The 12,851-nt window shown below is 51.2% G+C and carries 13 protein-coding genes; all 13 read right to left on the bottom strand.

From position 1 onward, the window contains the following. Positions 1-130: 130 nt before the first annotated feature. The 13 genes from JMI88_RS14185 to JMI88_RS14125 all read right to left on the bottom strand — a co-directional run bounded on the left by JMI88_RS14185 (position 131) and on the right by JMI88_RS14125 (position 12,509). Positions 131-559 (bottom strand): hypothetical protein, encoded by a 429-nt coding sequence (locus JMI88_RS14185; RefSeq protein ID WP_201362520.1) that lies wholly within the window; start codon positions 557-559, stop codon positions 131-133. A gap of 52 nt (positions 560-611) precedes the next feature. Then, a complete protein-coding gene (locus JMI88_RS14180; RefSeq protein ID WP_201362519.1) occupies positions 612-1,973 on the bottom strand; it encodes a hypothetical protein in 1,362 nt (453 codons plus the stop codon). A gap of 154 nt (positions 1,974-2,127) precedes the next feature. Next, the gene (locus JMI88_RS14175) at positions 2,128-3,057 is read right to left on the bottom strand and encodes a helix-turn-helix domain-containing protein (protein WP_201362518.1); all 930 of its coding nucleotides are present in this window, start codon (positions 3,055-3,057) and stop codon (positions 2,128-2,130) included. 328 nt (positions 3,058-3,385) lie between these two features. After that, positions 3,386-3,661: an endonuclease III domain-containing protein gene (locus JMI88_RS14170; protein ID WP_201362517.1), complete on the bottom strand. Its 276-nt coding sequence runs from the start codon at positions 3,659-3,661 to the stop codon at positions 3,386-3,388. A 67-nt stretch (positions 3,662-3,728) separates the two neighbouring features. Next, positions 3,729-4,961 (bottom strand): phosphotransferase family protein, encoded by a 1,233-nt coding sequence (locus JMI88_RS14165; protein ID WP_201362516.1) that lies wholly within the window; start codon positions 4,959-4,961, stop codon positions 3,729-3,731. Between the two features lie 13 nt (positions 4,962-4,974). Next, a complete protein-coding gene (locus JMI88_RS14160; protein ID WP_201362515.1) occupies positions 4,975-5,841 on the bottom strand; it encodes a HEAT repeat domain-containing protein in 867 nt (288 codons plus the stop codon). Positions 5,842-5,997: 156 nt separating this feature from the next. Then, the gene (locus tag JMI88_RS14155) at positions 5,998-6,666 is read right to left on the bottom strand and encodes a hypothetical protein (RefSeq protein WP_201362514.1); all 669 of its coding nucleotides are present in this window, start codon (positions 6,664-6,666) and stop codon (positions 5,998-6,000) included. A 530-nt stretch (positions 6,667-7,196) separates the two neighbouring features. After that, the gene (locus JMI88_RS14150; protein ID WP_201362513.1) at positions 7,197-7,430 is read right to left on the bottom strand and encodes a hypothetical protein; all 234 of its coding nucleotides are present in this window, start codon (positions 7,428-7,430) and stop codon (positions 7,197-7,199) included. Between the two features lie 334 nt (positions 7,431-7,764). Further along, the gene (locus JMI88_RS14145; RefSeq protein ID WP_201362650.1) at positions 7,765-8,490 is read right to left on the bottom strand and encodes an endonuclease III domain-containing protein; all 726 of its coding nucleotides are present in this window, start codon (positions 8,488-8,490) and stop codon (positions 7,765-7,767) included. A 328-nt stretch (positions 8,491-8,818) separates the two neighbouring features. Beyond that, positions 8,819-10,063: an MFS transporter gene (locus JMI88_RS14140; RefSeq protein WP_201362512.1), complete on the bottom strand. Its 1,245-nt coding sequence runs from the start codon at positions 10,061-10,063 to the stop codon at positions 8,819-8,821. Between the two features lie 170 nt (positions 10,064-10,233). After that, positions 10,234-10,374, bottom strand: coding sequence for a hypothetical protein (locus JMI88_RS14135; RefSeq protein WP_201362511.1), 141 nt, complete (start codon positions 10,372-10,374; stop codon positions 10,234-10,236). A 105-nt stretch (positions 10,375-10,479) separates the two neighbouring features. Beyond that, positions 10,480-11,088, bottom strand: coding sequence for a DJ-1/PfpI family protein (locus tag JMI88_RS14130; RefSeq protein ID WP_201362510.1), 609 nt, complete (start codon positions 11,086-11,088; stop codon positions 10,480-10,482). 14 nt (positions 11,089-11,102) lie between these two features. Then, entirely contained in the window at positions 11,103-12,509 is a 1,407-nt protein-coding gene (locus JMI88_RS14125; protein ID WP_201362509.1) for an ATP-binding protein, read from the bottom strand. Positions 12,510-12,851 lie beyond the last annotated feature (342 nt).

The raw sequence follows: 12,851 nt of genomic DNA, 5'->3' as shown, positions 1-12,851 counted from the left end.
GTACAATAGTGAAGCTTAAGCTAGAAATTACGAAGGTGTAAATCCCAGCATTGAACGGCTCTCCCGCACTTTGTGTGAAAGCTCTAGCATATCGAGGGAGCCGAATAATGTTGGGATTTACAGCTGTCTGTTAGCGCTGCTGTGCCAGTAAATTAAGCAGGCGTGCTCGATCAGCGTTATTTCTCACAACAATGAGTTTCTGCTTGTATTTTTCGAGATACTGACGCCTAAACGTTGCTGTAGGTGCCTGGATAATCTCTATTCCATACGTCTCACAACGCGTAAGCAATTGTTCAGGGTCAAGCAACGCTGGGATCGTTCTTTGCTCTTCAAGGCATCGGTTCATCGTTTCTACAAGATCAGGGCGACACTGATTTAAATAGTACCGGCGGCTATTCCTCAAGAACGAGATGAGTGACCTGATCCCTGGATAGGGATTGATGCCCCGCAGGCTTTTGATGATGTGACGACGCACAATGCGATAGGCAGCCGTTCTCCAGGGAACCTCAAGCAAGACGATATAGTCAGCATGATCGAGAATGGGATCATTCCAAATCATAGCTCCACCCTCTATAACCCAGCCTGGGAGAGCGATGATTGCGAAGGCATCTTCAATATCTTTCAGCCAGTTCTGTTCCCTGGTGTTGACGTACCTCCGCTATAAAATCAGGCCACCACTCTTTCTGCTCCGATAGTACAGCGAGCTCGTCCAGTGAGGTATTCCAGCGCTTCATCAGTTCTTCCCAGGCAGCAAGCAAGGCATTTCTGTTCTCAAAGTGAGGAAGTAACCACTTGCGACCAATCTGGGCGTGCAGGACTTCATCAGCCCAATCATAATCCTGGAAGCGCGTTGACAGCACATCGTTGGCCGCAGTAGCGATCTCCCATTCCCAGCGCTTCCCGGTCTCGCGCGGCATCAAACTTTGTTCAATGCCCCAGAGAATAATATGGGCTTCAATCGGTTCATAATCTCTATTGAGAGAGCACGAGGATTTGATATCGATGGGATAACGATAAAAAGGCACGCCTTTCGCGTATAAGCCGACCGATCCCATCATGGCATGCCGCGCCTCGTCCCAGAGTTGCCGACTCATATCATGATAATACTCCCAGGCTTTACCACGAGTCCGTGCGATAATCGGCCCCATCCATTCAGGAACGTCTATCTCGCGTAACCGTTTATAGAGCAAAGCACATACGCGCTCATCGGGAGGTAGGGTCTCATCTTGATAATACTCATCGATTTTGGCGGCGTGATTGAAGGGATCGACAAAACGCTGATCCCGTTGTGGAATCCAGTCTGCCTGATAGGGTGATCCATCAGAACGCGGAGTTGGCGGGAGACTTTCAGGGGCGGGCTGATCTCCGGCGATACCACCGGCGGTGGCCAGGTACCAGGATAGGTGCTTTTCCCAGGCATTCGCTACCTGGACGTCTTCTGGCGTCCGGGTCAACGCCGCAATAGCCTGTCTGCCCCAGGCAACCATCTCTTCTTCCTCACCAAGTATGACGCGAAGCTGACGACTGGTAGGATGATCGATGAGTGGATTCGCCCGGTCAAGGTGCTGCTTGAGGGCCGCAATCATCGCTGGCTTCACAACCGCGTACACCCCAACCAGGAGTTCAAGCGTCGTATGCGATCGTATCAGTTCCGCAAAGAAGGCCTGCAGCCTTTCATCGGGGACTGTATCCAGATAATGAGGAGGTTCACGCATCTCCGTGACACGTTTGCGCAGCAAAGCACTGTGTTCGGCCTCCAACCAGAGATGCAGGCTAAATCCACACTTAACTTCCCATTCGGGGGTATGGGCAATATGCGTGGCAAAGAACTCATTCAGGCTTGTCTTTACATAGTTGTAACGCTTGAGAAGCGCAACTGTCTCATCAACCGAGTAGCCAGGGCGACATGCCTCATCGTAGGTACATAATCCAGCCAGGGGAGGAATACCAAGCGTGTCCAGGAGGGGTATCATAGTCTTTGATCTCCTTATCATATTGCATGAAGCAGACAGTACAAGAAGCAACGGTACTTTCGCTTCCAAATATACAGGTAAAAAGGGATCAATCTATTGCCACGGCATGAGGGATTTTTGTCAAAAACGACGATCTTCTCACAAGAAACGGATATCAAAGGGTTTGTGTATAAGGGTCATCCTCGGAGTGTTTCCCGCTGGAGCGCGCACGTTGGCTGCCAGGCGTATACCCCGTCACCTTCTTAAAGGCTTTCGCAAAGTGATGCACAGAGGCAAAACCACAATACGAGGCAATCTGTTGTAACGAGAGATGTGTGTGGAGCAGCAGATCCTGGGCATGCTGGACACGCAGGCGCAACAAATAGTGGTGGGGGGACGTGCCAAAGCGAGCACGAAAGAGCACGGAAAAATGCGATGGAGAGAGATGGGCATGCCGGGCCATATCAGAAACAGATACTGGCTCGTTCAGATGAAATGAGAGATAGGAAGTTATCCAATTCAGTGATTGCGGTTCCTGAAAGGAGGTTTCCCTGGGCCATTGTTGATCTTTGAGTAATGCAATAACCAGGTCCGTTGCGGCCTGTTGTGCTTCCAACTGGCTAATGGCATCTCGTTGCTGCCACAGGCCAACCATCCGCAAAAATGTATCCCGAAACGTTGTCGGCTGAGCAGTCTGGAGCTTCACGGGAAGTGAGATGCCACGATAGTCATTCAGACGAGGCTGTAAAAGGTGGCGATAAGGCTTGAGATCAACCTGGCCCGGTCGCGTCGGAAAGCTCTTCTCACGCTCAGGATGATAAAAGATGTCCATATGGGCAAAAGGCGTAATGGTATCGGTCATTCCTTCCAGGACAACGCAATCGTTGGGTTGAATCAGGCAGAAATCGCCCGGCACAAACTCATAGTTGATGCCATTGACCTGTATGGTACAGTGCCCTGTTTGAATATAGATCCATAAGTAGTCCAACAAACGCCGTGCGGGCACACGCCACGGTCGGCGCACAGCAAAATCACTTTCCCGAATGTAGGGCAGAATCGGCGTGTCAAAGAGCGAATACGGCTGAACCTCCTGGTTACCTGACATATATACCTTCCCCTCGCTGATAAACAGAAGCAACGATTGGATGCCATAACGAAGGTTGTGTAACATTCACAACAACATATGAGCAATTTTCCAATGGATTAGTGCGGGCAAAATCAATCTGAATATTTGATAAAACAAGAGGCAACATACTGGTAAGTACGCTTCCATAACTCACAATGATGACACTACCAGTATCATTAGCTGTAAAACCCAAAAAGGAGGGAACTCTGCCTGTCTCCAGAAAAAGGATACCACATCGTCCTCAACTGCTTCAACGCCAGAGTTATTGTCCCTGATCATGCTGGATCAACAAACTTTCTCTAATACTTTAAGAAACGCCAGTCTCCTGTGGGTTCACGCTGCCAACGTAGGCGCACTGCGAGTAGAGCGGACACTCGCCGCACTTTGGCCGTTGGGCGTGGCAGATCTGTCGGCCGTGGCGGATCAAACTGACGTGCAGGCCGTAGACCCAGTCGGGTGGCGCTATCTTGGCGAAGACAGCGTGGGCCTGGTCGGCGTTCACCTTGGGGCCGATCAGGCCTAGCCGCTTGCTGACACGATGGACATGGGTATCTACACACACCTCCAGTTGGGGGTTCTTCACATCGTCTCCACGATATCGTCAATGCCCTCCATAGGCTGGTTTAGCATAATGTAGTAGAAATGTCTTTTCAGGTAGCGCTCTTTGTATCAGAGAAAGTCATGTAAGAGAGAAGCTCTCGTTTCGAAACGATATTTTTCATGTTTTGCTGATCGAGTTGAGCAAATATTTCTTGCAGAATAGAGGCATTCACATAGAATTGTATACGTTCCCGTAGAAGTGAGAAGTCTGGATAAACGTGCTCAATACCCTGTACGAGGTTTTTATCATAGCCGTGCGGTCCAAACAACATCGCGAGGTCATATGCGGGATCTCCAAGCCCCGCTTGTGTGAAACCAATGATGCCACCGATGGAATGATCCTGCGCATGATAGAGAATTCTCTGTGGCCCAAAGCTGCCATGGATCAGGGCCGGTTCCAGTGAGAAATTTTGCGGGGTATCGAGGAATTGCTCAAACTGGTTGGCGATCTGGCTCCTCATGTCTGGCTCAAGTTGCGGAAAGAGCTCCATGTGCACTCGCGTATAGAGCACTTCATAGCGTTTGCGCTCATGAAGTATCGGCAGCCTGATATGTGCAAGGTCTGCCGGCGGTATATGATGAAGCGTATAGAGGAAGGAGAAGATCTGGGAAACAAGCATCTCTACTGTCTGGTCGCTATCGATGCTTTCTAACATCTCTTTGTAGAGTGGTTTGCCTGGAAGTCTGGGGTAACCCATAAAGATGCGGCCAAGCTCACCGTCTGGCGGGGTTTTATACACAGGATTGGGAATGGGAAGAGGAACGTGTCCCTGCAGGCTCCGAAGGAGCGCATACTCTTGTTCCAGAGCGGCAACGGCCGCTGGACTATCAGGAAGACGAAACATGATTTCATCGTTGACCATCAGTAGATCTAGATCGTCTTTCAGTATCTCACTCATCTGACGAATACTACGTACACGCATTTCAGGGTACACTTCGGGAAGGTGCTTTTTAAAGACCTTTCGCAGATAATCGTAAAAGCTATCGTAGCGGGTGTAATCATTGGCATCGAGAAAGTCAGATGGATATGTTTGTGGCACTGAGGTGGGCAGTTCGCGGTTGAGAAAGTGTACTACCTTCTGCCTGTCATCTGGTAAACCATATTTTCTCAGTAAATGCGGTAAATCTGGAACGAAATCAGCGTCCCAAAGGTCGGCCCGCTCGCTGATGAGGGAGAGTACGGTGATCTGCTGTGGTGTGAGTTCTGCCAGCGTCCACTGTTGTTGATCTGCTGGCTGTTGGCTGGAAAATACAATGAACAGTAGCATTTCAGCCAGCGTCATGGCTCGTAATTGCTCATCCTGAAGAAGTTTCTCTTGCAGTGCTGGTACGAACGGTTGAAGCAGTTCTGGCCGAAGATGTCCAAGCCCAAGTGCTGCCGCTCGCCAACTGATTGCTTCCCTGCATGGTAACCTCCTGGTAAACATCCAGGCGTTCAGATGGCTGAAGCAAGACATGTGCAAGGAGTTGAACAATCTCCGGTGGTGTTTTGTCTTTCGCCAGTTGTATTAGTACAAGTGCGGCGCAGAAAACGATGAGTTCATCTTTATCTGTCTGCACAAGGTTGGAGAAGAAAGCCAGGGCTTCAGTTTCAGGGGATGACAGGGCTCCCAGGAGGAGGACCAGATTGGCACGGGCCTTTCGTTCAGATTCCTGTCTGAGTCGCGTAACGAGATGCGCCCGTAAATCTGGCGTCAGTGTTGCCACATATCGCAAAATCTTTGCCGCCTGCATGCGTATTTCCAGATCAGGAGCATCGAGCAACGCGAGGTAGGTCGACAGGCCGCGCCTGACCTCCTCGCGAGCATCTTTGAAAGGGATGTGTTCCGGAACATTCCATTGAGGCACTTTGGCGTTCTTGCGCCACCTCTCTTCAGAGAGATCGGGATTGGCGACAACTATCCATGTGAGTAATCTCAAGATTTCCACTTTTCCTGGAACTGCTGGTTCCCGAAGCAATTCAATCAGATAGGGTACTGTGTAAGCCGTTGCTGGGCAGATCCAGCCCTGGTGGCAAATTGAGCTGTTGAGGCAGCCCATGGCTTCCTCTCTGATGTAATCATAGGGAGAGATCAGCTGACGAAGCCACATCGGCACTTCTTCAGCTGATCCGTAAGCATGTTTTAAATCGAGCCAGGGAAGTGCGTTCAGTCCATCAAACATATCTGTTCTTCTTTATTTGTTTTTGTGTTTGAGAGAGTCACCGACTCATAAGTGAGCTCATCAACTCTGTGCAGATATCATAAAAGTGGATGTCTGCCAATACTTATGTAACATTGTAGCTGGTGAAATAATAATGGAATTGTGTGAATCAGGCCACTACGGACTCCCATTGGTGAGCAGGAGATAGAAGATATCCTTGCTGTAAAAAAAGGTACACGTATCTCTCTTTCCTCCATCAAAATAGGCAAAGTCGGGAAGCTCATACTCTTCAGAGGCATAATAATAGCCGGTTGAGGGTAAAAAGTTGGGAGCGACAGCACAAAACGACCAGGGATGCCCATGCCAGAATTGTTGGGCAAGCGGCTGCTCAATCGGCCAGCTTTGGGGCGTAAACACTTCCCAGAAGAAGTCTCGGAGGATCTCCTGGGCGCGTTGCTCGCTGACCTGTTTCTGGTAGGGACTTTCTGCGCTTGTGAGCATCCAATGGAGTCGTTCAGCGAAGCTCTGCTCGTTCATTGGAGTCAGTATCAATTGCAATGGTTCTAGCAGCGGGTTCCCTGACGGAAATAGCTGAACAGGCTCCCCATCGATAAAATCCCATGTTGAATAGGATAGCAGCCCACGGAGTTGATCAACTTCGAGAAACATGTCACGAAATAAGGGACTATGCAAGAACAGATTGAGGATTTCCTGAGCATTGCTGGTCGTAATGATCTGCTCTGAACGAACCTTGAAGAGCATTGTATTGCTATTCAAGCTGGCGTCGATAGCCTTCAACAAAGCAGTTGTTGCTGGTTGCAGAGTTTCCTGCAAGAGCGATTGCATTGCCTGCTATTTCTTTCTTCTACTGATGTTACGCATGCTTATATTTTATTGTATACGCTATTTTCTACTTTAGCCAACACGTGTGAATGAAGTAGGATAGGCATATCAGCAAATACACGATCAAGTTGTAGTGTGAGTAATCATGGAGAGAAGGAGTATATTATGGATATACTCAAACCTAGAACAACAGTTTCTTGCGATGGGTTATGAAGTTATGGCGTAGCTGATTGAGGCGTGCATGTATATCATTAGTTCGCCGAATACCAGCGTTGCTGACATCGACAATTTATTTGAAGCTGAGCTACAACCGCTCCTGCTACTCCTCCGATAAGTGCGGTCAACCATCCGGCTAGGATGATGCTAGCAACAGACAAAAAAATAGCTGTCTCCAGGTAGTATGGGAAATACATCGATTGAATACTGGGGAGGATAGCTAACAGCCAGGCCAACGGATGAGCAAGTAGGCTACCTAGCACGCCTACCTTTATACCCTGTTTCACTGTTAGGCGGCGTGGTTTAATGATGAAGCTTTACCACAAACAGGGACCAAGGAGAAGTGCGGAGAACCCGACAAAAAAAGAAAACTCCTCTGACCAGAAGGCAACATTGAGCAAATTTATAATGAAAAAAGCTGTCATAAATGCGAGAACTGCCGCAACAATTCCCAAGAAGAAAAGAGTCCCCAGGATAGCGAGGCGTCCATGACCAAACACCCGTTTGATTTGTGGAATCACTTTGTTGTTCAGGTGGAAATCATTCCCCATCGTCTTTAACTCCTTAGAAGATCATGCAGACCTCCATGCCATGAAAAATGATGCAATGATGTGCCTGCATTTATCATAACAAAAACTTATTTCGGCAGCAAGGAACAGTAATATCTTTTTCTTCAGTTATTATCATTGACGTCCTGAGTCGCTGCTGAGAAAGAAGGCAGTTGAGGGTTAGATCTGGCCCATCAATTAGACCAACTTCAGTACCGCGATGGTGATCACACCGTTCCGCTCAACGAACATCACAATCTTCAAGAGGCGATTCAGGCCTTTGCGCAGACCAATCATGGACTACAAGCTTAGGATTATTTTCTGTTAAGTCCTCTTTTTAAGATATCCCTGTCTCTTGCGGGTTGACGCTGCCGACGTAGGCGCACTGCGCGTAGAGCGGACACTCCCCGCACTTCGGCCGCTGGGCGTGGCAGATCTGTCGCCCGTGGCGGATCAGGCCGACGTGCAGGCCGTAGACCCAGTCGGGTGGCGCGATCTTCGCAAACACGGTGTGGGCCTGCTCGGCGTTCACCTTGGGGCCGATCAGGCCTAGCCGCTTGCTGACACGATGGACATGGGTGTCGACGGGCATGATGGATCGATTCATATCGAAGAGCATGACGCAGGCTGCGGTTTTTGGTCCAACGCCGGGGAGCGTGCGGAGGTAGCGCCAGGCCTCTTCTGGCGTGCGCTTTTCGATTTCGTCGTAGAGATATTCCGTGAGGGGTTTGTTGCCGCCGCTCTCTTTTTGCTGGGTGGTCAGGGTGTTGAGGACGTCCTGGATGCGCTGCGCTTTGATGTTGGCGAGGCCGCCGGAGCGGATGGCCTCGGCTACCAGGTGGGTGGGTACGTCGCGTACCTCTTCCCAGGTCGGGAATGTCTTGATGATCTGGTGGTAGGCTCTGTCCGAGTTGATGTCGGAGGTGTGCTGTGAGAGGATTGTGCCGACCAGTCCACCCAGGGGATCATAGTCAGGGTCGTTGTGCATTTCACCATAGGTGTCGATGAGCAGGTTGTAGACGCTGGTCAGGTGGATGCTCGGAATAATCGATGTCGTTGTCATTGCTCTTTCCTGTTTCTGCCTGTCTATGTGCTTGCTTGTCTGGAAGCATGTCGATCTTTCTTATATATACCAGGACGGTTGAGCCGCATCAAGCAGGTGCATCTTTTGTGCCTATGGGACTATTTTGTCATGCTCTTCAGATTGGCTATCAGCTTAATGCATGATTTTTCGGTGGGGAGATGTTATGTGGGCCGCATACCGCTGAATTCAGGGAGAAGGGCGCGACATCACCACGAAGGGTTGATCGCCTTGAGCACCCAGGCATCCTGGAGCACGCGGTGATCGCCGCACGCTCGGGCGCGCGGCGACTTCTTTCTTCGCGTTTCTTTTAATGGTTGGCGGGCAGGGTGGCGTGGCGGACGCGGCGATTGAGGGTGGTGGCTATGGCCAGCATGATGAGCCAGGCACCCAGCAGGAGGGCGCTCCGCTGTGCGCCGAGTGTTTGGATGAGCAGACCACTGGCGATGGCGCCGATTGATTGGGCGCCCTGGATGATCATCTGGACGGTACTGCTCATGCGGCCGCGCATGGCATCGGGCGTGGCCATGAGCCGATAGGTGTCGAGAGAGATGTTGTAGATCGGGGCCACCAGTTCTTCGGCGGCAGCGATGAAGAACATGGCGACTGCGTTGGGCGCGACTGCGTAGAGCGGAAACATCAGGGCTTCGAGCCAGAGCATGCTGATGGCGATCTTCCCGAAGGAGAAGCGCCGCCGTATCCAGTTGCTGGCCAGGTTGCCGAGGAGCGCTCCGATGGCTGCTCCGGTGAAGATGAAGCCGATGCCGCTACTTGAGGTGTGCACCTGCTGAGCCAGAACCACAATCACCAGGTAGCCTGCACCATAGCGCAAGCTGTCGGCCCCGTTGATGATGGTAAGGAAGCGTATCAGTGGCTGCTGCCAGAGCCAGGAGACCCCCTCGCTGATCGTCTTCGCCAGGGATTGTGGCGGACCTTTCTGTTCGCCCTGGAAGTTGCCACGAATGAAGCTCAGCGAGAGCGCGGAGGCGCCAAAGGAGACGGCGTTGGCCAGGAAGGGAAAAACCTTCCCTATGCTATAGAGGGCACCGCCCAGTAGCGCGCCAAAAGTACGTATGCAGGTGTAGGCGGCCTGCGATTGCGACAGCGCGACCGGTAGCTGATCGCGCGTGACCACATTAGGCAGCGCGGCCGTATTGGCGACGCTGAAGATGGTTCCTAGCACGCCCGCGCTGGCCACCACAAGGTAGATTTGCAGCATGGTTAAGGCGTGAAGCCAGAAGGTCAGCGGTATGGTCAGCGTGAGTAGCATGCGTCCCGCATCGCAGACCAGCATGGTCCGCTTGCGATCCCACCGATCTACGAGCGCGCCCGCTAATGGGCTTACCACGAGGAAGGAGATGGTGTTCAGGCCGAGGACAATGCCCGTCTGCAGGGTCGAGTTCGTCAGGGCCAGCACCAGCAGCGGCAGCGCGATAAATTGTTGCTGGTTCCCGGCATAGGAGACGATCTGGCCGCCCTGCAGGAGGAGATAGTTGGGATTGCGCCAGAGCGATGGCGGCGCATCGGTGTTGTTTTTACGTGTATCAGATATCATTGGTCGAAAAATCCATTCTCAGCTGTCTTTTGTGAGACGGCATATAAAAAGCCGCGAGCGATGCATATGTATCCGCTGCCCGGCGGCCTCTTGTAGCTGAGAAATGGACAGCAAAAAGCCGTGGGCGTGATCGATATGTATCACCCACGGCTCGTCGGTTTGATGTTCGACTACGTTAGATCAGGCTTCGTGTCAAAATCTGATCCCAAAAAAGGCATGGTATGGCCCTGGGCGACACGAAGCGCTTTAACAATGCTTCCACGCGTATAAAAGTTCCACCCACGGGTGAACTTCGCCGTCGCACCAGCCATATACTTCCTTTCTTTATTCTCAATACTAATATATATTGTTCAATGTGATCTGGTATCTAAGATAGCATACCTGTTTTTTGCTGTCAACTAAATGTGTTGTTCATTTTAGCCGCGCCAGTCATATTCCATGCGGCGCGCCGTCCACTCGGCTGTCTCGCGCCCATGCAGGCGTTCCACCACATGTAGGCTCATGTCGATGCCGGCTGAAATGCCAGCTGAAGTGATAATATGCCCCTCATCAACCACGCGAGCATCAGCGAGCATCGAGATCTGGGGATAGGTGTCGCGCATCCACTGGATACTGCGCCAGTGGGTGGTGGCGCGCTGCTCGTTGAGCAGGCCGCCCTCGGCGAGCAGAAACGCTCTCGTGCAGACGCTGGTCGTCAACTGCGTGCGCTGATCCTGCTGCTTGATCCAGTCGACCAGGCGCTGGTTGTGCATCTCCTTGCGCGTCCCCTGTCCACCTGGAACGACCAGGATATCCAGCGGGGGATGCTGTGCGATCGTGGAGTGTGGTTTGACCAGCAGGCCGCCCCGGCAGGTGACGATCTCGTCCGTCTCCGCGATGGTGACAGCACGGAAAAGTTGCTGCGCATCGCTATGCTGGCCAGCCGGACGTGCGACCGAGAAAACTTCAAAGGGACCACAAAAATCTAAAACTTCAACCTCATCAAAAATAAGGATACCCACCGTCAATGCTGGTAGTTGACTCATTGTTTCTATCCTTTTTACGTTGTTTGTTGATATTTTAGTTCGGCCTCAATATCATCGACAAATTGACGTGCATTGCGGCCCGAGCGGCCAGCATGTTGTCGTTCCCATAATAATGCACGTGCCTGAAGTTCCTCTTCGTCGATCACCAGTTCACGTTGTTGCACCAGTGAGCGTACAATGTGTAGATACTGCTTCTGATCAGGCGTAATGAAGCTGACGCGCAGACCAAAGCGATGGGCCAGGGACTGCTTCTCATCCATGGTGTCGCGCCAGTTGACATCCTCGGTTGGTTTGCCACGCTCACTAAAGTTTTCTTTGACCAGATTCATACGATTTGAGGTGGCGCAAATCAGCACATTCGCCGGTCGCGTCTCAGCTGTCCCTTCTAGCAATACTTTCAGGATCTTATAGGTCGTATCGTGCTCCTCAAAAGAAAGGTCATCGATAAAAAGCAGGTAATGGGGAGCTCGACCACGCAGTATAGCTACAATCTGTGGTAGATCACTGATATATTCCTTCCCCACCTCCACCAGGCACAGGCCTTGATCGGCATACGTATTTGCGATGGCCTTAATGGTAGAAGATTTGCCGGTCCCGGGAGGTCCATATAAGAGCATATTATGCGCGGGCAGGCCAGACAGGAAACGCTCTACATTGGCCACGATACGAGGTTGCTGCCGCTCATGTCCGATTAGTCCACTTAATTGAATCGGATCGGGATGCTGTATGCCGATAAGTTCTTTAGCGTGGCCTTCCCAGCGCAACACATGATAGCGTGCGAGCGCGCCAGTGCCATAGCGGGACCAATATTGTTCCAGCGGTCCAACCAGTTCTTCCCAGTTGGGGCAGGCCGCGATCTCCTGTATTAAATTGCGGCGCGCATGATGTTGATCAACTTCAGTTGGAGGCTGGAGCTGCTGCCATGGCACCCAGGCCTCACCCAGCGCAGGCATGGCCGGTGTCACAACCGCGCGTGTTTGTTCCCAGATGAACCGGGCATCCAGCTGAAAGAGGCGCTGCAAGGCACGCAGGTCGCGCTGCGCCTGGGCGCGTAGGGTCGGCGAGATATGGTGACTCCCTCGCGCTTCCACTGCGGCACTCCAAAGATTGCTATCATCGATCAACCGATGAATCAGATAGGCCTGCCAGGCATCCTCAACGTATGAGCCCCCATCGTGATGAAGTGTTGCCAGCAATTGATAAAAAGCTACGCTATATGCCTCAGCCGTTGCAACCGGATCTGGCTCGGCAGCCTGCAATTCTTGAAGTAAATGCATAACCGCCTGACCAGCCTCATGAGCCAGTACGCCGCGCAACAGCGTTATGCCATACACACCATGCCATGCGACGCGGATCTGTTCCGTTGGCGCCACTACGGTATCATGTCGGATATATCCCTGTTTTTGAATCTCTGTAGTCATAAAACGATGGTTGTCCTTTACCGTGGAGCAGTGAGTTAAATATCTTTTGTGGAGTATAACATATGCTGCTAGCAGAGTGATGAAAAATCTAAGTAGAAACCCCATACATTTATGTATTCCACTCTTTGCATATTGACCCTAAATCTAAGTAAATTTAGCCGCGCACTAAAAAACTAATAAAAAAATAGGATTTTCAGCAAAAATATATTGTAATATTGTTATGTGAGGATGTATATTATTATTGCTTCAATCATATGGATTAGACCGTATCATTTTTCATCGTTGTTTAATGGTGTCATTGCATGCTTTGGGGCGGTGGAAGGTTGCGAGGTGTTTTTTGTA

The sequence above is a fragment of the Dictyobacter formicarum genome (genome assembly GCF_016587435.1).
Note: the sequence above shows the minus strand (reverse complement) of the source record. Positions and strands in the feature narration are given on the sequence as shown.